At 35.1% G+C, this 21,720-nt stretch carries 15 protein-coding genes and 1 pseudogene; 7 read left to right on the top strand and 9 right to left on the bottom strand.

The window, feature by feature from the left end; translation table 11 throughout:
• Nucleotides 1-3,450: pseudogene (locus CD147_RS04240) on the top strand (DUF4988 domain-containing protein); the annotation flags it as partial.
• A 193-nt stretch (nt 3,451-3,643) separates the two neighbouring features.
• A complete protein-coding gene (locus CD147_RS04235; RefSeq protein WP_103166200.1) occupies nt 3,644-4,441 on the top strand; it encodes a Cof-type HAD-IIB family hydrolase in 798 nt (265 codons plus the stop codon).
• A gap of 217 nt (nt 4,442-4,658) precedes the next feature.
• Here the strand turns inward: CD147_RS04235 and CD147_RS04230 are convergent, their stop codons facing one another.
• A complete protein-coding gene (locus CD147_RS04230) occupies nt 4,659-5,651 on the bottom strand; it encodes a D-lactate dehydrogenase (RefSeq protein WP_103166199.1) in 993 nt (330 codons plus the stop codon).
• Between the two features lie 319 nt (nt 5,652-5,970).
• Here CD147_RS04230 and CD147_RS04225 point away from each other — a divergent pair, with 319 nt between their 5' ends.
• Nucleotides 5,971-6,630 (top strand): NAD(P)H-dependent oxidoreductase, encoded by a 660-nt coding sequence (locus CD147_RS04225; protein WP_103166198.1) that lies wholly within the window; start codon nt 5,971-5,973, stop codon nt 6,628-6,630.
• A 228-nt stretch (nt 6,631-6,858) separates the two neighbouring features.
• A complete protein-coding gene (locus CD147_RS04220) occupies nt 6,859-8,352 on the top strand; it encodes an aldehyde dehydrogenase family protein (protein WP_103166197.1) in 1,494 nt (497 codons plus the stop codon).
• A gap of 110 nt (nt 8,353-8,462) precedes the next feature.
• Here the strand turns inward: CD147_RS04220 and CD147_RS04215 are convergent, their stop codons facing one another.
• Together CD147_RS04215 and CD147_RS04210 are read right to left on the bottom strand one after the other, a co-directional pair.
• Nucleotides 8,463-9,269: a VOC family protein gene (locus tag CD147_RS04215; RefSeq protein WP_103166196.1), complete on the bottom strand. Its 807-nt coding sequence runs from the start codon at nt 9,267-9,269 to the stop codon at nt 8,463-8,465.
• A 608-nt stretch (nt 9,270-9,877) separates the two neighbouring features.
• Entirely contained in the window at nt 9,878-10,159 is a 282-nt protein-coding gene (locus CD147_RS04210) for a GNAT family N-acetyltransferase (protein WP_103166195.1), read from the bottom strand.
• 182 nt (nt 10,160-10,341) lie between these two features.
• Between CD147_RS04210 and CD147_RS04205 the strand changes: the two genes are divergently transcribed.
• Entirely contained in the window at nt 10,342-11,301 is a 960-nt protein-coding gene (locus CD147_RS04205) for a metal ABC transporter solute-binding protein, Zn/Mn family (RefSeq protein ID WP_103166194.1), read from the top strand.
• Nucleotides 11,302-11,453: 152 nt separating this feature from the next.
• On the opposite strand, the gene aldA is transcribed toward CD147_RS04205, so the two are convergent.
• Complete coding sequence (aldA, locus tag CD147_RS04200; RefSeq protein WP_103166193.1) at nt 11,454-12,878, bottom strand: aldehyde dehydrogenase; 1,425 nt, start codon at nt 12,876-12,878, stop codon at nt 11,454-11,456.
• A gap of 194 nt (nt 12,879-13,072) precedes the next feature.
• Between aldA and mhqR the strand changes: the two genes are divergently transcribed.
• Nucleotides 13,073-13,507, top strand: coding sequence for a MarR family transcriptional regulator MhqR (gene mhqR, locus CD147_RS04195; RefSeq protein WP_103166192.1), 435 nt, complete (start codon nt 13,073-13,075; stop codon nt 13,505-13,507).
• A gap of 69 nt (nt 13,508-13,576) precedes the next feature.
• Here mhqR and CD147_RS04190 read toward each other — a convergent pair whose 3' ends face one another.
• Nucleotides 13,577-14,620: a YkvI family membrane protein gene (locus CD147_RS04190; RefSeq protein ID WP_267919580.1), complete on the bottom strand. Its 1,044-nt coding sequence runs from the start codon at nt 14,618-14,620 to the stop codon at nt 13,577-13,579.
• 247 nt (nt 14,621-14,867) lie between these two features.
• Between CD147_RS04190 and CD147_RS04185 the strand changes: the two genes are divergently transcribed.
• Complete coding sequence (locus CD147_RS04185; protein WP_103166190.1) at nt 14,868-16,649, top strand: cation:proton antiporter; 1,782 nt, start codon at nt 14,868-14,870, stop codon at nt 16,647-16,649.
• A gap of 379 nt (nt 16,650-17,028) precedes the next feature.
• Here the strand turns inward: CD147_RS04185 and CD147_RS04180 are convergent, their stop codons facing one another.
• The 4 genes from CD147_RS04180 to CD147_RS04165 all read right to left on the bottom strand — a co-directional run bounded on the left by CD147_RS04180 (nt 17,029) and on the right by CD147_RS04165 (nt 21,720).
• Nucleotides 17,029-18,993 carry a fructose-1,6-bisphosphatase gene (locus CD147_RS04180; protein ID WP_103166189.1) on the bottom strand — a complete coding sequence of 655 codons (1,965 nt, stop codon included), beginning with the start codon at nt 18,991-18,993 and terminating at the stop codon, nt 17,029-17,031.
• Nucleotides 18,994-19,196: 203 nt separating this feature from the next.
• The gene (gene uptA, locus CD147_RS04175) at nt 19,197-19,814 is read right to left on the bottom strand and encodes an undecaprenyl phosphate transporter UptA (RefSeq protein ID WP_103166188.1); all 618 of its coding nucleotides are present in this window, start codon (nt 19,812-19,814) and stop codon (nt 19,197-19,199) included.
• Nucleotides 19,815-19,954: 140 nt separating this feature from the next.
• Complete coding sequence (locus CD147_RS04170; RefSeq protein WP_103166187.1) at nt 19,955-20,953, bottom strand: ThiF family adenylyltransferase; 999 nt, start codon at nt 20,951-20,953, stop codon at nt 19,955-19,957.
• Nucleotides 20,953-21,720 carry a thiazole synthase gene (locus tag CD147_RS04165; protein ID WP_103166186.1) on the bottom strand — a complete coding sequence of 256 codons (768 nt, stop codon included), beginning with the start codon at nt 21,718-21,720 and terminating at the stop codon, nt 20,953-20,955. Before CD147_RS04165 ends, CD147_RS04170 begins: the two co-directional genes overlap by 1 nt.

Genomic DNA, 21,720 nt, shown 5'->3' with positions numbered 1-21,720 from the left:
AAAGGCGACAAGGGCGATAAAGGTGATAAAGGAGATACAGGTGCACAAGGTGTAGCCGGCCCAAAAGGCGACAAGGGCGATAAAGGAGACACAGGTGCACAAGGACAATCTATCACTGTTAAGCGTATTTCAAAAGATGCGGATGGAAATACTACTGTAGAATTTAGTGACAACTCATCAATAATTATACCAGCAGGCAAACCGGGACGTGATGGTACATCAGTAGGTATTGATGAAATTCATAAAGAAGCTAACGGCGATACTATTGTTACATTTACCGATGGAAAAACAATGACAATACCAAAAGGTGATAAAGGCGATCGTGGAGACAATGGTCAAGATGGTACATCAATTGGTATTACAAACATTGATACGGATAACGATGGCAATAAAGTCGTCCACTTCACAGATGGCAAAGTCATGATAATCCCTAAAGGTAATAAGGGTGACAAAGGTGACCGTGGTGAAGATGGTACATCAATTGGTATTACTCACATAGATACAGATAACGATGGAAATAAAGTTGTCCACTTCACAGATGGCAAAGTTATGACAATACCAAAAGGTGCCGACGGTCAAGATGGTACATCAATTGGAATTACAAACATTGAAATAGATAATGATGGAAATAAAGTCGTCCACTTCACAGATGGCAAAGTCATGACAATCCCTAAAGGTGCTAAGGGTGAAGATGGTACATCAGTTGGTATTAAATCAATAATTCCTAAGGATAATGGAGATACAGTTGTCACATTTACCGATGGAAAAACAATGACGATACCAAAAGGTGCCAAAGGTGATAAAGGTGACCGTGGTGAAGATGGTACATCAATCGGTATTACAAACATTGAAACAGATAATGATGGTAATAAAGTCGTTCACTTCACAGATGGCAAAGTTATGACAATACCAAAAGGTGATAAAGGTGATCGCGGAGACAATGGCCAAGATGGCACATCAATCACAATTACAAGAACAGAAACAGATGGCGATGGCAACAAAGTTGTTCACTTTAGCGACGGAAAAACAGTCACAATACCAAAAGGAGACAAAGGTGACCGTGGTGATAATGGTCATGACGGTCACGATGGCACATCTGTAGGCATTGCGAAAACAGAAGTAAACGAAGCTGGCGACACAATTGTGACATTTACCGATGGTAAAACAATCACGATACCGAAAGGTGCAAAAGGTGACAACGGTCAAGATGGTACATCAGTTGGTATTACAAACATTGAAACAGATAACGATGGCAATAAAGTCGTTCACTTCACAGATGGCAAAGTTATGACAATACCAAAAGGTGATAAAGGTGACCGTGGGGACAATGGTCAAGACGGTACATCAATCACAATTACAAACACAGAAACAGATAACGATGGTAACAAAGTTGTTCACTTTAGTGACGGAAAAACAGTAACAATCCCTAAAGGCGATAAAGGTGACCGTGGTGATAATGGTCAAGATGGTCGCGATGGCACATCTGTAGGCGTTGCTAAAACAGAAGTAAACGATGCAGGAGATACGATTGTAACGTTTACCGATGGTAAAACAATCACAATACCGAAAGGTGCTAAAGGTGACAATGGCCAAGATGGACATGACGGTACGTCAATCGGTATCACAAACATTGAAACAGATAATGATGGTAATAAAGTCGTTCATTTCACAGATGGCAAAGTTATGACAATATCAAAAGGTGATAAAGGTGACCGTGGAGACAATGGTCAAGACGGCACATCAATCACAATTACAAGCACAGAAACAGATAACGATGGTAACAAAGTTGTTCACTTTAGCGACGGAAAAACAGTAACAATACCAAAAGGCGATAAAGGTGACCGAGGTGATAACGGTCAAGACGGCCACGATGGTACATCTGTAGGCATTGCTAAAACAGAAGTAAACGAAGCTGGCGACACAATTGTGACATTTACCGATGGAAAAACAATCACGATACCAAAAGGTGCTAAAGGTGACAATGGCCAAGATGGACATGATGGTACATCAGTTGGTATTACAAACATTGATACAGATAACGATGGCAATAAAGTCGTTCACTTCACTGATGGAAAAACAATGACAATACCAAAAGGACAAGATGGTCATTCAATCACAGTAAAAGAAACTCATAAAGATAATGATGGTAATACAGTCGTAATCTTTAGTGATGATAAATCTATAACTATTGAAAAAGGCCAAAATGGACGTGATGGCCGAGATGGAAGAGATGGACGTGACGGACGTGATGGTCGTGACGGTCAAAACGGTCAAAACGGTAATAATGGCTACAATGGTCAAAATGGCAATAACGGCCAAAACGGAAGAGATGGCCAATCAATTACAATAGTAAATCAAAGAGTTACACCTGAAGGTAATACTATTATTGAATTTAGTGATGGCCATTCTGTGACAATACCAAAAGGACAAGATGGTCACTCAGTAACAGTGAAAGAAAGCCATAAAGATAAAGACGGCAACACAGTTGTAACCTTTAGCGATGGCAACACAATTACTGTTGAAAAAGGCCATGATGGCAAAGATGGTGAATCAATTCGTATTACAAATCAAAGAATTACTAAAGATGGTAATACAATAATTGAATTTAGTGATGGAAATAGTGTTACTATACCAAAAGGACAAGATGGTCACTCAGTAACTGTTAAAGAAATTCAAAAAGATAACAATGGTAATACGATAATTATCTTTAGTGATGATAAAAAAGTGGTTATTGATAATAACACAGTAGCTAAACCACAAGAAAGTAGAGCATCTCAAAATATCGTAAATCATTATTACATTGATAATCATAGCAATACTAATATATTCCTAGCTGATGGCAGACAAATTAAGGTACCTAGCATGGGAAATAGTGCAGCTACAATCAATTATTATTACATGGATAGAGATGGTAATGTGCATATTGATTTTGATAACCATCCAAGTATTGTAATTCCAAGAAAGCCAATCGAAGTAACACATATTAACCATAATTATTATGATCATAATTTTAATTACAACTATGGTTATAATGCTCCACCACAATTTAACCATGGATACAATCATCAAATGCATTATGATTATAATCATCAATCACACTTTGATAGATATTATGGTAATGACCATAATCAGTTTATGAATCATTATGGATTCAATAACTATGGATATAACGGTGGTAACTACTCAGCATACAATATGAATCAAGTAGACAATGCAACTAGACATTATAACGGAAATAGATATGAAGATTCTTCATCACATGTAAAAATGATCAAACACGGTCAAGGTTACACTATGACAGAAGCTATGAACCAATATCGTTCAGTTGTAGCACAACGCTACGCTTTACCTAATACAGGTCAATCTGATTCATTATCATTAGAGTACTTGTTATTACTTGTTGGTAGTTTGTTAGTATTACAAGGCAATCGCAAAAAACAAACTAAATAAGCTAGCGATATCTGATTAAATAAAGATATTAAGAGTCTCTTTTTCTTCAAAGGAAAAGAGGCTCTTATTTTAATACTGAAAGACATTCCAAAATGTGAATATAGTTTCATCATGGCGGGGATATCTTCAAGCTATAGCCTATGAGCTATATAATAAATAAGAATACAACATAGCTTAGAAGGGGGATAAGTGCATGGTCAAAGCAATCGCTGTAGACATGGATGGCACATTTTTAGATTCAAATAAAGCCTATGATAAAGCACGTTTTGAGAAAATTTTTCAAGAATTAAAATCACAAAATGTTGAGTTTATCGCTGCTAGTGGCAATCAATTTGCGAAACTGAAATCTATCTTTGGAGAAAGAGATATGTTCTTTATTTCTGAAAATGGGGCAGTTATATACCATGGAAGTGAATTATATAATTATCGAAGTTTTAATAAAAAAGATTATAAAGAAGTAGTAGATTATTTAAATATTGATAGAAAAATTGATGAATTTATAGTGTGTGGATTAAAAAGTGCCTATATTTTAAAAGAAACAAGCGAAGCATTTAAAAAAGATGCACACTTTTATTATCATCAACTAGAAGAAATTGATTCATTCCAACCATTACCAGACGATGAATATGTGAAGATTGCGCTTAATATTAATCGCGACACGCATTCCACACTCGATACTGATTTAGAAGAGAAATTTAGCGAGACTATTAAACTTGTCTCAAGTGGACATAATAGTATTGATATTATTATGCCTAATATGACAAAAGGCCAAGCACTTACTCGCTTGTTAGAAGAGTGGGAAATGTCGACTTCAGAACTTATGGCATTTGGAGATGCGAATAATGACAAAGATATGTTGGAATTAGCAGAACATAGTTATGTAATGTCAAACAGTCAAGATCAATCACTATTTGATATCGCAAAAGCAGTAGCACCAAGCAATGACGAACAGGGTGTATTACAAATTATCGAACAAGAAGTATTGACATAGTAGTATTGTTGGCGAAATTCCAACAATATAAAGAGGCTGAGCCATTAATATAAAAAATGGTTCAGCCTTTAGTTATGGCAGTAGTTGTCTGAAATGAAGATGCGTTCGAGCCTCACTTTCTTCATTTCTAGTCAACCTTGCCGGGGTGGGAGACGAAATCTTTGAAATTACATTAGATTTCTGTCCCACTTCCTTTTTAAATTATATAACTATTATCTTAGTTTAATTGAGTTTCACATTTACCTGTATTGATAACAGATAATGCAGCATTTAAGCCACCTTCAACTAAGTTTCTTACAGCTTCGTCTGAGAAGAATGCAATGTGTGGTGTTACTAAGATATTTTCATTTTCAATTAATTCTAATAATGTTTTATCTTCAATTTCTTTGTTAGTCCAATCATAAGTGAAGTAATCTGCTTCATTTTCATAAGTATCGATAGCAGCACCTAATAAAGTACCATTGTTAACTGCTTTAATTAATTCAGGTGTATCGATAACAGCACCACGTGCAGCGTTAACTAATACAGCACCTTTTTTAACTTTAGAGAACATGTCAGCATCGAATAGATGGAAGCTTTCTTTATTTGCAGGTACATGTAATGAAATGATATCTGCGTCAGCAATTGCTTCTTCTACTGAATCTTTGTATTCTAAGAAATCTAGTGAATTATTAGGATATGCATCATAACCTACCACTTTAGCACCGAAACCAGCAAAGATTTTACCAGTTGCAGCACCAATACGACCAGTACCGATAATTGCTACAGTCATATTTTTAATAGGTGTAGACATAATTGGTGCAGCCCATTTGAAATTATGTTCTTGAACGCGTTTTTCAATTGCAGGGAATTTACGAACTAATTGTAAAGCAATTGATACTGAATATTCAGCGATAGTTTCTGGAGAATAACTTGGTACGTTAGAAATAATGATACCGTGTTTTTTAGCAAGCTCTAAATCATACATATCAAAACCTGCAGTACGTTGAGCAATTTGTTTAATGCCATATTCTTCAAGTTTAGGATATACAGAGTCTGCTAATTTACCAAATTGCATTGTAGTAACGCCATCGAAACCTTTAGCCATATCTACTGTATCTTCGCTTAAAATTTCCTCAGTTGTAACAACTTCTATATTGTTAGCTTTTCCCCAATTTAAAGCGTCATTTTTTTCGTAATCACGAGTTCCGTAAAACATAATTTTTGTCATTATATTAACCCCATTTCATTTTGTATAAAATATTAATAAATAAGTAAGTAAGACAGAAGTTACATATAGAAATGAATATATATAATTAGAATAATGGTTGGAAACATTTCTATTACTTAACTCATAAATACATTATATTGTGAATTTATTCACATTTCAATAGATAAGATATAATTTATTTATTTAGAATGTTAAAAATTTCACATAAAGTTATAAATTTTCATTAATTTTCAAAATCAATAAAATGTAAGCGCATAACTTTAGTTAAAAAAATTTATCATTTATAATCTAACTATTACATACTTAGGAGGTATATGTCATGACTGAGATGCAAGATAAGATTATCAAAGCGTTTAATTTTAGACATGCGACAAAAGAATTTGATAATCAAAAGAAAATAAGTGAATCAGATTTTAATACAATTTTAGAAACTGGACGCTTATCACCAAGTTCATTAGGTTTAGAACCTTGGCGTTTTATCGTAGTGGAGAACGAAGAATTGAAAAATAAGCTTAAACCTTATAGTTGGGGAGCACAAAAGCAATTAGATAGTGCGAGTCATTTCGTAATTATTCTTGCTCGTAAAAATGTAACTGCATCATCAGAATATGTACAACATATTATTCGTGGTATTAAGAAATACGAAGAAAGTACAATCCCAGCCGTAGAAGATAAATTCAATAATTTTCAAACTAACTTCCATATTAATGATAATGAAAGAACGTTATTGGACTGGGCCAGTAAACAAACTTATATCGCATTAGCTAACATGATGACTTCAGCAGCATTACTTGGCATTGATTCATGTCCAATGGAAGGGTTCGACTTAGATCAAGTCACAGAAATTTTATCAGAAGAAGGCGTAGTAGATACAGAACACTTTGCGCCATCAGTTATGGTTGCATTTGGTTATCGTAAGAACGAACCTAAAGGTAAAGTTCGCCAGCCAGCTGAAGATGTTATTGAATGGATTAAATAAATATATACTAGACTACTATTAGAAGTATTGCACTGACTATTAGTAGTCTTTTTATTATAGGTTTTAAATTTTGAAAATGTGGAATTAAATATAAGCAAGTTATTTTATATCCGAAGTAAGAAAAGGTAAAATAACTTTAGTTGTAGCAAACGCTTACATTTAAATGATGTAATAGATATAGAACAATTGCAAAAGGATTCATAAATCTTATATAAAGGATGATGAACTATGGCAAAAGTAAATGTTAGAGATTTTATAGATGAAAAATACGGATTATTTATTAATGGTGAATTCCAAGCAAGTGAAAGTGGAGACACATTAACAGTAACAAACCCAGCTAACGGGGAAGATTTAGCCGAAGTAGCTAAAGCATCAAAATCTGATGTCGACAAAGCCGTTCAAGCTGCACATGATGCATTCGACGATTGGAGTAAAATTTCCAAAGAAGAACGTGCAGATTATTTATTAGAAATTAGTCGTCGTATTCATGAAAAAGCAGAACACTTCGCAACTGTTGAATCATTGCAAAATGGTAAACCATATCGTGAAACGTCTACAATCGACGTACCATTAGCAGCAAGTCATTTTAAATACTTTGCAAGTGTATTAACTACTGATGAAGGTACAGTTAACCAAATCGATGATAACACAATGAGTTTAGTAGTTAACGAACCTGTCGGCGTTGTAGGTGCCGTAGTAGCATGGAACTTCCCACTTCTACTAGCATCATGGAAATTAGCGCCAGCATTAGCAGCTGGTAACACAGTTGTCATTCAACCTTCTTCATCTACACCATTATCATTAATTGAACTTGCGAAGATTTTCCAAGAAGTCTTACCTAAAGGTGTAGTGAATATATTAACAGGTAAAGGTTCTGAATCAGGTGACGCTATCTTTAATCATGAAGGTGTAAATAAATTATCATTCACTGGTTCAACTGATGTTGGTTATGGTGTTGCTAAAGCAGGTGCAGAACGTATCGTACCAACTACATTAGAACTTGGCGGTAAGAGTGCAAATATTATCTTTGACGATGCTAACCTAGATCAAGTCATTGAAGGTGCGCAATTAGGTATCTTATTCAATCAAGGTGAGGTATGTAGTGCAGGTTCACGTCTATTAGTTCAATCTTCTATTTATGACACAGTAATGCCTAAACTAAAAGAAGCGTTTGAAAATATTAAAGTTGGCGATCCATTTGAGGAAGACGTTAAGATGAGTGCTCAAACTGGACCAGAACAACTTGAAAAAATTGAAAGCTACGTAAAACTTGCAGAAGAAGACAGTTCAGCTAACATTCTAACTGGTGGTCACCGTATTACTGACAACGGTCGCGACAAAGGTTACTTCTTCGAACCAACAATTATCGAATTAAAAGATAATAGTCACAAATTAGCGCAAGAAGAAATCTTCGGACCAGTACTAGTAGTAGAAAAATTTGAAGATGAAGACGAAGCAATTAAAATTGCAAACGACTCAGAATACGGTTTAGCAGGTGGTATCTTTACTACTAATATTAACCGTGCACTAAATGTTGCTAAAGCAATGAAAACAGGTCGTATTTGGATTAACACTTACAACCAATTCCCAGCTGGCGCACCATTCGGCGGTTATAAAAAATCAGGTATCGGTCGTGAAATTTACAAAGATACAATTAAAAATTATCAACAATCTAAAAATATCTTCATAGATACAAGCAATGAAACAAACGGTTTATACTAATTTGAGTAATATTTAAGCGAATAAATCTTTCTTGAAATATAGCTCGTAAATAAAGGATCCAGGTTGAAAATGATATATTTTCAATCTGGACCTTTTTTATATGGAAAAATTTAGCCTGGCACGACGCTAGTATCGCTATGAATGGTTACATCGAATCCTTCTGGTGATGTTAAATGAGTTTCTTCTACACCTGGTTTATAAATATCAAAATGCGCTAAGCCGTAAGTATGTTCATTGTCTGTTCTTACTTCACTAGACTGCCAAGTATTTGTGGCAATATGATGGTGATATTTTTCTGTAGACATAAATAGAGCTTGTGGGTAATTAGAAATATGTTCTAAACCAATTTGTTCAATATAAAAGTCCCGTGCTTGTCCTAAATCATGTGTTTTAAGATGTAAGTGACCAATCATGCCATCTTTAGGCCAACCTTGCCAACCTTCTTCTGTGCGTTGATTGATTAAGTCATCTGCATCCACTTCTAGGGTATCCATTTTGACGTAATTGCCATCCCATTGCCAGTCTTCATTTGGACGGTCTTGATATACTTCAATGCCATTGCCTTCAGGGTCAGCTAAATATAACGCTTCACTAACTAAGTGATCACCGCCACCAACACGTATATTTAAGCGACTTGCATGATATAAGAAGTTCGCTAAATCAGCTCGTGTAGGTAAAAGATAGGCGACATGGAAGAGACCAGCTTCTCTGAATCCTTGACGACGTCCGTCAGCTAAATAGTTTAAAGTTAATGTATGTCCATGTGTACCGATATTAAATACAGTGTGTTGATCATCTTGTTCTTTAATTGAAAAGCCTAAAATATTTGAGTAAAACTGTGTCATTTTATTTATATCTTCAACGTTTAATGTAACGTTAGTAACTTGTGTAGCTTTAGTAGTATGAAATGCATTCATAGTAAAGTGCCTCCTAAGATGAAATACCATCTTTATCTATTATTTATATTAAGTATAATAAATATACTACTATGATAAAGAATAAGCAAGTACATTGTTTAGGAAGTTAAAAAGAAGTTGAGATATCAATGCAACCGATTAATATAATATGACGATATACAATAGATTAAGATATAACTTCTTATTAGAAGTTTAAATCAAAGGGCGTTAAGCTTTTTATAGAAATAGATAATGTTGATGTAATAATATTTATTAATTTATGAAAAAGTGTTTTTTAAGTATTTTAAAGTAAAACCACACGCAAATAACGGAGTATTGTTGGCGAGACTCTTGAGAAAATAGGATGAGCGTCGAGACCGAGGCTCGAATTGGCAGTAGTTGTCTGAAATGAAGATGCGTCCAATCTGTACTTTCTTCATTTCTAGTCAACCTTGCCGGGGCGGGACTACGAAATCTTTGAAATTACATTAGATTTCTGTCCCGCTCCCCCCTAAGAAAGCGAGCCAAACAATACGGAGTATTAACATAAAATATTGATAAAAAAAGTAGAGATGATTCACTTAGAATCACCTCTACGCTTATGTTCGGAAATTTATTCCTAAATTTGATTAGCCAAAGTACACATCTTGGTAATCTTTATTTTTCTCTAATACATCTTTCGCAAATGGGCAAGATGCGATAATTTTTAAGTTGTTTTTACGGGCATGTTCAACAACTGCTTCTACTAGTTTTGTACCTAAACCTTGACCACCTAATTCGTCAGCTACGCCAGTATGATCAATATCGATTTCATTATTATCCACTTGTTTAAAAGTGATTACTGCTTGTGCGTTATTTTCATCTTCGCCAACGTAAAATTTGTTATTACCTTGTTTAATTTCTTCAGCCATGAAAATTCACTCCTTAATAATGTCATAGTATTATGTATCACTTTTCAGGAAAATTAAAACATCGTATAAAAATGATATTAAATTATAAATAATATCGAAGTTAATCTATCTATAGATATTGCAATTATAGGGTAGAATAGATATAGTTGAGAACGAAATTATTACGCTCTGGAGGACTCGTTGTGAAAAAGTTGGTCTATATCATACTAATCATGTGTGTAAGTGTTGCGTTAACGGCGTGTAGCTCAGAACACTATACGCATAATGAGAAAGATAGAATAACTACTGAAAATAAAATGAATATTTATACTACCGTCTTCGCCTTTGAAAGCTTTACGAAACAAATTGGCGGTAAATATGTAAATGTAGATACGATCTATCCTCCAGGCGCGGATACGCATACATATGAGCCTTCGCAAAGAGAGATGATTAATATCGCGAAAAGTGATTTGTTTATTTACTCAAGTGATGACTTAGATTCAGTCGCTCAGAAGATTACGAAATCCATGAATAACGATAATATGAAATTAGCAGTAGCTGAGGGACTTAATCATGATGAATTATTAGACGAAGACCATGATGAACACGGCCATGAGCATCATAGTCATGAAGAAGAAAGTCATGATCCACACGTGTGGCTAGATCCAGTATTAGATAAACAAATGAGCGAGAAAATTAAAAATGATTTAGTGAAAAGAGATCCTAACCACAAAGCGTATTATGAACAGAATTATAAACAACTCAATAAAGATTTAACAGATTTAGATAAAGAGTTAAAACGAATTACGGCCAATCCAAAGCGCGATAAGGTGGTAATTTCACATGATTCATTAGGCTATTTAGCACATCGCTATCACTTCGAACAAGAAGGCGTAAGTGGTATGAATAATGAAGAGCCAAGTCAGAAAGATATTCTAGCGTTAGTTAAAAACATTAATAATACAAAACAACCGTACATTTTATACGAACAAAACATCACTTCAAAAATAACAGATATTATACGTGATGAAACAAATGCAGAACCTGTGAGATTTAATAATTTATCAGTATTGTCTAAATCACAAGCTAATGATGAGTCACTTACAATTCAATCTATTATGAAGGAAAATATTAAATCCTTAGACAAAGCTTTAAATAAATAAGAGGATAACGATAATCATTTAGTTCGAGTTCAAACCTTAAAACTCCGTTCAAACAAGAATAACGCTATAAAAATCAAATCCCTTACTCCAACTTAATGGAATAAGGGATTTAATTACGCAATATTTAAAAAGTCATTTCGAGAATGCTTACTTTACCATCTAATATAACTTACTGTTGTATTATAATATTCTTCAAACCCATGAATGCCGTCTGCGCCTCCAAGTCCAGATTCTCTCCAACCTGCATGATAGCCATTGACGACTTCTTCAGCTTCGCAATTGGCGTATACTTCGCCGAATTTTAAACGTTCTGTAGCCGTCATCACTTCTTGTAGATTATCGGAGAAGATATATGAAGATAGTCCTGCATTAGTATTATTAGCAGCTTCGAGGGCTTCATCAAAGTCACTATACGTTGTAATAGCTAAGACTGGGCCAAATATTTCTTCTTTAAACGCTCGGTCATCTGTTTTGACATTGTCTAAAATAGTAGGGGCATAGAAGAAACCTGGACCCTCTAATTTATGGCCACCTAATACTAACTTAGCGCCATTGTTCACTGCTTCTTGAACTTTATAATCAATGCTGTCTAATTGTTTCTGGTTAATAATAGCACCATAATCTGTATTGTTATCGAAAGGGTCGCCCACTTGAAGGTCGTTCATACGTTGTTTTGCTTTTTCAATAAATTGACTATGCACGTCTTTATGAACGAAGATACGTTCAGGACAAGTACATACTTGGCCGGCATTATTAATACGAGCCGTCACAATATATTCAACTGCCTTATCTAAATCTGCATGTGGCGTAATCAATACTGGTGCATTACCACCTAATTCTAGATTCACTTTCTTCACAGTATCGGCCGCATGTTGATACACTGATTTACCGGCACGCATACTACCAGTTAATGAAATCATTTGAACATCTTTATGACTAGCAAGTTGAGTGCCTACTGTTTCGCCTGTACCTGGAAGAATTTGAACTAAGCCCGCTGGAATCGTTGACGCACGGAAGAGTTCTGCTAGTCTCAATGTGAGTAGTGTCGTTTCCTCACTCGGTTTAATAACGACGGAACAACCAGTCACGAGTGCTGGAATCACCTTGCGCATTAATACCATAATTGGCGCATTCCATGGTACAATACCTGCCGTTACTCCAATCGGCTTTTTAGTTAGTTGAATCGTTTCATTTGAAACACTATTTTGTAAGACTTCACCTTTATTACTCATGCTTAAGCTTGTCATATAATCAATAAATTGTATGGCTTTATCAATTTCACCTTCTGCCTCAGCAAGTGTTTTACCTTGCTCTTTAACATATAAATTGGCTAACTCATCTTTATTCTGTTCCAATAATGGAATTAATAATTTAACATGTTCAGCACGTGTTGGAGCAGGGACTTGTTCCCACTCACCTTGTGCGTGTTTAGATTTTTCTATCGCATCGTTTACTTCTTCTTCAGTCGCAAATGTAATAGTATCAATTGTTTCACCCGTAGCTGGATTGATAACGTCCATTGTTTCGTTAGATTTGCTTGCTACAAATTCATTATTTATAAATAATTGATTGGTCATTTGTGACACCTCCAAAGATAGTATTCCCTGAAAGTCTTGCTTTCATTCTTTTATTTTTTGAAAAGGGACCCCACGTACGCAAACGATGGGGGCTTCATTTTCAAGATAAATAGCCTATACCAAGACGTTGACGCATGTATCAACAGAGTGTATAATTTATCTCGAAATCGAAATAATATAAAGTGGGTGACATAATGGATAGAACACAATATTCTTTGAATGCATTTATAGGGCTGAATCGCTCACTCGATGCTTTGAAAAAAATTGTAAAACAAGATGTTCAAAATTACGGACTCAATGTCACTGAATTTGCGGTATTAGAATTACTTTACAATAAAGGTCCTCAACCTATACAACGCATTAGAGAAAGAGTGCTCATCGCAAGTAGCAGTATTTCGTATGTGGTCACACAACTTGAGGAAAAAGGCTGGATTATTCGCGACAAAGATTCTTGCGACAAACGTGTGTATAATGCAACACTCACCGACAAAGGTCAACAATTTATGGCAAAGATATTTCCACAGCACGCAGCTACATTAGAAGACGCTTTCTCCGTCTTAACTGACTACGAATTGATCATATTACAACAGGCATTTAAGAAACTAAGTGCACAAACTACTGATATATAACGATAAGAAAAAAGGTTCTCAAAGAGATGCTACTACATCAACTTGAGAACCTTTTAAAATTAAAATATTTTATTTTTTAAGGAATTTCAAATTTAGAAAGCCTCGATACATAATTGGGATAAGGAGTATGAAACCGAATAGCCCCATAATTGGGAAGACTTTTCCAATTAATGAAATGAAACCGATAAATGTACAAATAAACGTAACTATCGCCATAATAATAATTAATATGAAGTACTGTGTTGAAAATGGCTCTGTAAAACGTGAAGCGAAGGCGTACATAAGGCCCACAATCGTATTATAGATAACCAGAATCATAATAATCGACATAATTGTCCCTAATATTGGCGAAATATGGTGAGCAAGTAATAATGTTGGTAAAGCGACCGATTTAATCTCATTGAATTCAGTAATAAGGCCTAAATTAATCATTAAGAGTAGAAATGTAATGATGATACCACCAATTAAGCCACCCCATAGTCCAGAACGTTGATAGTGCAGACGTCCACCCATCACGCTTAAAAAGCTAAACGCTGCCGCGATTTGAAGACTGCCGTAATTAATACCATCGAACCACCAACCAAGTGAAAGCGCATGGTGATGTTCTGAAAATTGATTCGCACTATCGAAATTAAGTGAACCTGTTGAAAAATAATAAATGGCAATTATAGTTACTACAATAACTAAGAATGGTGTCACAATGCCAAGCACTGTAATAAGGCGATCAAATTTTAAAAATAAAGTGACTAAAATCATTGCTACAAGAAATAATGAACTTAGCCAATAGGGTAAACCAAAACTTTCATGTATAGTAGAAGCCCCGCCAGCAGTCATAATAATTGCAAGCGAAAACAGAAAAATTGTAAGAATAATGTCAAATATACGCGCAATAATCGGGTGTAAATAATAATGAATAGATTCAGAATGGTTATGAGATTTTAAGATGAAACCAGTATTTAATACGAATATGCCACCGAGCGTCACAATTGCTCCTGTGATAATAATACCTGGAACACTAAAGCTCCCATTACTAGTGAAAAACTGAAAAATTTCTTGTCCAGTAGCGAATCCAGCACCAACTACGACACCAACAAAGGCGAAAGCCACCATCATGGCCTCTTTAAATTGTTGCACTTTGAAAAAGTCCTTTCAATTATTGTATTTATATATGTAAGACGCAATAACTTATTTTAGCCGAAAATGACTCAAAAATAAATAGTAAGTTCATTCCACATGAACATTGTTTTTTGTGTGAGGTCATTAATCAAAGTGTTATAAAATAGTAATGCAGTCTTAAATAAAGTTTGATAGTATGGCAAGTAATTAAATAAAACTTGAATTTATTGAGGAAGGTGTAGGTATGTCACTAGATTTACCTGTTATGCTAGTCATTGTACTTTTTCTAGCACTAGGTATTTTCAGTCAATGGTTAGCAGATCGTATTAAATGGCCTTCAATTGTAGTTATGTCGATTGTTGGATTATTAGTAGGACCTATTTTAGGGATAGCCAACCCAGAAGCTACATTGGGTTCTGAAGTATTCAGTCCGATTGTTTCACTAGCCGTGGCAGTCATTCTGTTTGAAGGAAGCAGTAATTTAGATTTCCGCGAATTAAGAGGCGTTTCTAAAGCAATTATCCGTATTATTACTATAGGAGCCGTGTTAGCTTGGATACTTGGGGCCATCGCTTTACATAAGATATTGGACTTTCCAATTTCTGTAGCTATGGTGATGGGAGGACTATTTTTAATTACTGGCCCAACCGTTATTCAGCCTTTATTGAAACAAGCGAAAGTACGTAAAAGTGTCGATTCAATATTACGTTGGGAAAGTATTATTTTGGATCCAATAGGGCCAATTTTAGCGCTTACCGCATTCTATGTATATCAAATTATAGGTGAGGGCTTTGGTTTTCATCTTATTTTCTTCTTTATCTTGAAAATGATTGCCATTGCTATCATTGGATTTGGTGCATCGTTTATATTCAATTGGTTGATACAACGAGACTTAATTCCACAAACATTAATGCCATCGATACAACTCGTTTTCATCTTGTTGGTGTTTAGTGTTTGTGACCAGATACTTCAAGAATCTGGATTATTAGCAGTGACCATTTTCGGATTAATGATGGCATATTATAAACGTCATGATTTAATTTTCAAAGAATCCGATCATTTTATTGAAAATACGTCATCTATACTGGTTTCAACTGTCTTTATTCTCATTACATCATCATTGACGTCATCTGTGCTTATGAATGTTTTATCATGGCAATTATTGATATTTGCTATTGTGATGATTGTTCTTGTGCGTCCGATTTCAGTGTTGTTATCAACAATTGGGACTGAAATTACTAAAAAAGAACGAGCGATTGTCGCAATGATGGCACCGAGAGGTATCGTAGTACTTACTGTAGCACAATTTTTCAGTAGTCTATTTTCAGAAGATAACGTTAAAATGGCGAGTTATATAACGCCAGTTACGTTCGGTCTAGTCTTTATTACCGTAGTAATTTATGGCTTTAGTTTTAAACCATTAAGTAAGTTGCTTGGATTAGCTAGTACAGAACCACCTGGTGTGATACTAGTAGGGGAAAGCGAATTCTCATTCCATTTAGGGAAAAAGTTACGTGAACATGAGATTCCAGTAATGGTATTTAATCTCTTTGACGATGCTTCAGAAGATGCGAAAGAATTAGGATTTGAAGTGTTTAGAGGACATTTGCTATCAAGTAGTGACCGTCTCTCTGCGGATTTAATTCATTATAGTAAATGTTTATTGATGACTAAGTCGTTCATCTTCAATAGTTTAGCATTTAACGAACTTGTTCCTGAATTTGGTTTGAACAATGTTAGTATGATGCCTGTATCATTTACCGATGAACAAGCACGTAATAATTTAAATGGGCCATTGCGCAATCATATCTTATTTGATGACAACCATAGCCCACGCTGGTTTGATAACGTTATATCAAAACAAAACATTATTGAAATAGATGCAGATGAATACGATAACATTACAGATAAAGATATGATTATTTATCATATAGATAATGAAAGCGTCGTGACATTTAACAAAAGTACTAAACCAATGCCACAACATGAACACGGCGTTTATGGCATCTTAAAAGATGTACATTAGTATAATTTAAGATAACTAAGTTTTATCACCATACTTCGTATTGTTTGGCTCGCTTTCTTAGGGGCGGAGCAAGACAGAAATCTAGGGAGCGGCGACAGAAATCTAATGTAATTTCAAAGATTTCGTAGTCCCGTCCCGGCAAGGTTGACTAGAAATGAAGAAAGTACAGATTGGACGCATCTTCATTTCAGACAACTACTGCCAATTCGAGCCTCGGTCTCGACGCTCATCCTATTTTCTCAAGAGTCTCGCCAACAATACTTCGTATAAGTGTCATAACTAATATAGAATGTTAGAAAATATATTCAAAACTATAGGCGTACAGATGATTGATTACTAAATGATATCATCTGTACGCCTATTTATTTAGATTCGTATTTTAATTCAAATATCTATCATGCATTAATAATTTTAAGATGCGGATTTGTTCCTGCATTGCTTTACCATCGTTAGTGTCTTTAATTTTTTTACGTTGTAGTTCCTCATCAACGACACGACGGACTGATAACTCATCGGCGCCATCTGATAATACTTTATCTTTTGAATCGAAATGTTGATGGGCTACCAGTTGCATACCGAATGAATTATATAACAATGTATAGCCAGCGATGCCTGTTGTTTTTTGGTAAGCTTTAGAGAAACCACCATCAATAACTAACATCTTGCCGTCTGCTTTAATTGGGTCTTCACCATCAATTTCTTTCACAGGTGTATGGCCGTTAATAATACGCCCTTCATCTGGATTTAGTCCGAAATCTTTTAACATCTTACGAATCATATCAACGTCTTCACGTAAATAATAGTATGGATTTTTAGGTTCTTTATGAGATGCCTTGTCTTCTATAAAGTAACGTTCGAATGTCGTCATAGCTCGTTTTCCGAAAAGTGAACTATATTTACCTGTCCATAAATACCATACTAAATCAGTTGATAAATCATCTGTAAGTTCTTTATGGTCATAGGCGTGACGTACATGTCTTTCGAATACATCTAATAAGTCGCGTCCTTTATGTGATTCGCCTTCAATTTCAAAGGCTTCCATTTCGCCTTGTTCATCAACTGGAATACACCCGTGGATTAATAAATTACCATTATAAGGTAGGTATAATTTACCTTTTTGCATTAAGAATGACATATGGCGTTTAAGTTTTTCAGATTGTTGGAAAGAAAGCAAGAGTTTGTTCATTACTTCTTCTTCTTCAGGTAATAATTTTCCTGGGTCTTGGGTATCAACTGTACTAAAACATGTATCTTTTAAAGGATATGTTTTACCATAAATTGAAATTTCGTTTTTATCATAATCCACTTTTTCCAATACTAAGCGATCTTCCATTTCGAAACTAGGGCGACGTTTAATAATTGGAATTTCTAATTTGAACTGAATCATGGCGATAGCTTGGTGAATCTTTGTAATTTGATCTTCTTCTAATTTAGACAATGCGGCAGGCTTATCTGGACGTTTCTTAGGTTTGAATGCAGGATTATCCCCACTATATTGTTCTTCAGCTAGAGTTAATAATGGACGCAAATTGATACCGTACGCATCTTCAATAATGTCTAGGTTATCGTAACGTGCACAAATACGAAGTAAGTTGGCTAGACAGACTTTCGAACCGGCATATGCACCAATCCATAATACATCGTGGTTACCCCATTGAATATCAACTGAATGATAGTTAATTAAAGTATCCATAATCTTATCGGGTTGTGGTCCACGGTCATAAATATCGCCAACGACATGAAGGTGGTTAACTACAAGACGTTGCACGCTATAAGATAAGCCAATGATTAAATCATCAGATTGTTCCAGTTCGATAATTTGGTTTACAAGAGTTTCATAGTACGATTTTTTATTATTAAATTCGTTACTTTTATAAAGTAGTTCTTCAACAATATATACGAATTCTTTAGGCAATGCTTTTCTTAATTTTGAACGTGTATATTTGGAAGAACAATATGTAATAAGATCGATAAGACGTTCAATAGTAGTAATATACCAAACGTTTAACTTACCTTTAGTATCAAAGTTATTTTTGACGAGTTTTAATTTCTCTTCAGGATAATAAACTAGGGCAGCTAATTCATCGATTTCTTTTTGTGATAATGATTTTGCGAAGAGATCGTTAATCTTTGCTCGAACATTACCTGAGCCATTTCGTAATACATGTTGGAATGATTCGTACTCCCCATGTAAGTCACTTACGAAGTGTTCCGTACCTTTAGGTAATTCGAGAATAGATTCTAAGCTCACGATTTCTGTAGCTAATTTCTCTGGACTATCAAATTGTTGGGATAGTAGGTCTAAATATTTTGTTCTTAATTCACTTTCAGTTGTTTGCGTCATTCAATTTCACTCCTGTGTGGAATTTTCATTTATTTTCGAAAAGTAACAGTAATTAGTAAACCGCTTACATAAATTATCGTTAAAAAGCATCACTTTTTCAATGGTGATGCTTAAAATGTCATAATTAAATTACAAATGAGCTAGTAAAACTACAAAAGGCTAGGATAAAACAACTATACGCAAGTTTCTCCCAACCTCTTCGATTATTTCACACCACGTTTTCTATTTTTGAAGAATATTCTATACACTAGGTATAATACAGCTAGAATGATGATAATATACATGAAATATGAATACGTGTGCAAGCCAGCCATTAGAGCGTCAAAGCTATCACTTAACAGACGACCTAATAGGATTAAGGCAAAGTTCCAAATTGTTGTACCGATCAATGAAAGTGTCATAAATTGCACGATATTCATTTTATTAATACCAGCCGGGATAGTTATTAGTACACGTAAGACTGGGATGAAGCGACATAATAATACAGCCCAAGAACCATAACGCTTGAACCAATCATTGGCACGTTTAACGTCTTTCCCTTTCAACTTAAACCATTTACCATGCTTATCTACAAAGCGGTAAATACTTTCCTCATTGATGAGGCGACAGATATAGTACAAGATTAATAATCCAATTAATGAGGCGATAGTTGAAATAAGGAATAGGACTGGAATCGATAAGCCTGATTTAACTGACATTAACCCAGCAAACGTTAAGATAATTTCAGATGGTACTACAGGCAATACATTCTCCAGTAAAATAAGAATGAAAATTGCTGTATAACCCCATCTACTTATAAAGTCGGTGATTAATTGTTCCATTTATTAGCAAGGACTCCTTTAATATTAAGCTATATTGAAAACAAAAATTCATAGTAAATTCATTATAATAAAATTTACTATGAATTGCTTGTATAAGCCTAAAAATTGCCCGATTTTATTATGAATACAACTTACTCACATTATTTTATTGCTTTTAAATAATAATGGTATAATTTGTTCGCTTCGTCATCATCTTCCACACCGTAAACATTCATACGCCCATCTTTAAATAAAGTGATTTCATAGTCATCATCTTTAATCAACTTAGCGAATGACGTTGATTTCACAATATCGCCTGGGAAATAGTCTGCATGTTCAAACACTGACGCATCATATCTAAAGAGATAGGTCTTCCCACATAAACTTTCAATTTGTTGTTGTTGCTTCGTTTCAAGTAAAGTGTAATGGTGTTTAGCACACACTTCGCAAGTGTCATCCTTCAAGATATCCACATTCATTGCTTTATAATCGATATCAAATGCATTGATAGTTATAAGCTTTTTTGAAAAGCCGTGGCCAGATAGGTAACGAACGGCTTCGGACACTTCATAACTTGCTACTTGAGAAATGACAGGTGGTAAGAAACCGTTGATAGCACAACTTTCGCCACTTGATGGCATACGTTTTAATAAACATTTTAAACAAGGACCGCTGAAATCAATACCGTATACCGTCCCTTTACTACCAACGGCTGCGCCATAAACCCATGGAATATTGTGTTTATGACATGCTTCATTGATGAGATAACGTATTTTAAAGTGGTCCATGCCATCTATCACAATATCTGGATTAACATCTCTCAATAAATCTTCAATATTGGTCGAGTCAATTTCTTGATAATAAGTCTGAACATCGACGTTAGAATTGATATGGGCAATTTTGTCTTTGACCGCATAGACTTTAGACGTCATATTCACTGCATCGTCTTCAGTATAGAGTGCTTGACGATGTAAATTGGATTCTTCGACAATATCCATGTCAACGATGGTTAAATGGTGCGCGCCCATGCGTGCGAGTTGTTCAACCACATGACTGCCTAATGCGCCGGCGCCTAATATTAAAATATTGGCACGGGTTAGGGCGTTTTGCCCATTTTCCCCAAAAGGATGAAAACGCATTTGACGTTGATAACGTTGCATTATAAGAATCCTAATCCTTCAGTAGGGCTTGAAGCTTGAGCTGTATATTTCACAGGTATACGGCCGGCTTCGTAAGATAAACGACCAGCATGAATGCCTAATTTCATTGCTTCAGCCATCTTCACAGGGTCTTTAGCACCTGAAACTGCTGTGTTAAGTAAAATACCATCTGCGCCTAACTCCATTGCATGACAAGCATCTTTCGCTGAACCGATACCTGCGTCTACGATAACAGGGACATTTGAGTTTTTAATAATGTAGATTAAATTAAGTTGGTTATTAATACCGCGTCCTGTACCGATTGGAGAAGCAAGTGGCATAACCGCATGTACGCCAAGTTCTTCTAAACGCTTCGCTAATACGACGTCGTTAGAAATGTATGGACAAACGATATAACCTTTATCTAATAAGACTTTACAAGCTTCGTAAGTTTCGAATGGGTCGGGTAGTAATATTTCATCATCGCCAATGACCTCGACTTTAATCATGTCACATACGTCGGCATGTTTTGCGATTTCTGCAATACGAATCGCTTCTTCAGCCGTTTTTGCGCCTGCAGTATTTGGAAAAGTAATAAAGTCTTTTAAATTAATATTCGCAAGTGGGTTAGGTAAGTTTTTATCATATAGGTTCATGCGTCTTACTGCGAAAGTAAGTACATTGGTTTCTGACGCTTTAATCGCTTGTGTTTGTATATCTTCATTTTCAAATTTACCAGTACCTAATAGTAAACGAGATTGTAATTCTAATGGTCCAATTTTAAACAT

Source organism: Staphylococcus devriesei, assembly GCF_002902625.1.
Lineage (GTDB): Bacteria > Bacillota > Bacilli > Staphylococcales > Staphylococcaceae > Staphylococcus > Staphylococcus devriesei.
Note: the sequence above shows the minus strand (reverse complement) of the source record. Positions and strands in the feature narration are given on the sequence as shown.

Bases quoted from the DNA above. Each gene is read 5' to 3' on its own strand.
- CD147_RS04235 (WP_103166200.1), top strand. From the start codon at position 3,644: ATGGTCAAAGCAATCGCTGTAGACATGGATGGCACATTTTTAGATTCA.
- CD147_RS04230 (WP_103166199.1), bottom strand. From the start codon at position 5,651: ATGACAAAAATTATGTTTTACGGAACTCGTGATTACGAAAAAAATGAC.
- CD147_RS04225 (WP_103166198.1), top strand. From the start codon at position 5,971: ATGACTGAGATGCAAGATAAGATTATCAAAGCGTTTAATTTTAGACAT.
- CD147_RS04220 (WP_103166197.1), top strand. From the start codon at position 6,859: ATGGCAAAAGTAAATGTTAGAGATTTTATAGATGAAAAATACGGATTA.
- CD147_RS04215 (WP_103166196.1), bottom strand. From the start codon at position 9,269: ATGAATGCATTTCATACTACTAAAGCTACACAAGTTACTAACGTTACA.
- CD147_RS04210 (WP_103166195.1), bottom strand. From the start codon at position 10,159: ATGGCTGAAGAAATTAAACAAGGTAATAACAAATTTTACGTTGGCGAA.
- aldA (WP_103166193.1), bottom strand. From the start codon at position 12,878: ATGACCAATCAATTATTTATAAATAATGAATTTGTAGCAAGCAAATCT.
- mhqR (WP_103166192.1), top strand. From the start codon at position 13,073: ATGGATAGAACACAATATTCTTTGAATGCATTTATAGGGCTGAATCGC.
- CD147_RS04190 (WP_267919580.1), bottom strand. From the start codon at position 14,620: ATGATGGTGGCTTTCGCCTTTGTTGGTGTCGTAGTTGGTGCTGGATTC.
- CD147_RS04185 (WP_103166190.1), top strand. From the start codon at position 14,868: ATGTCACTAGATTTACCTGTTATGCTAGTCATTGTACTTTTTCTAGCA.
- CD147_RS04180 (WP_103166189.1), bottom strand. From the start codon at position 18,993: ATGACGCAAACAACTGAAAGTGAATTAAGAACAAAATATTTAGACCTA.
- uptA (WP_103166188.1), bottom strand. From the start codon at position 19,814: ATGGAACAATTAATCACCGACTTTATAAGTAGATGGGGTTATACAGCA.
- CD147_RS04170 (WP_103166187.1), bottom strand. From the start codon at position 20,953: ATGCAACGTTATCAACGTCAAATGCGTTTTCATCCTTTTGGGGAAAAT.
- CD147_RS04165 (WP_103166186.1), bottom strand. From the start codon at position 21,720: ATGTTTAAAATTGGACCATTAGAATTACAATCTCGTTTACTATTAGGT.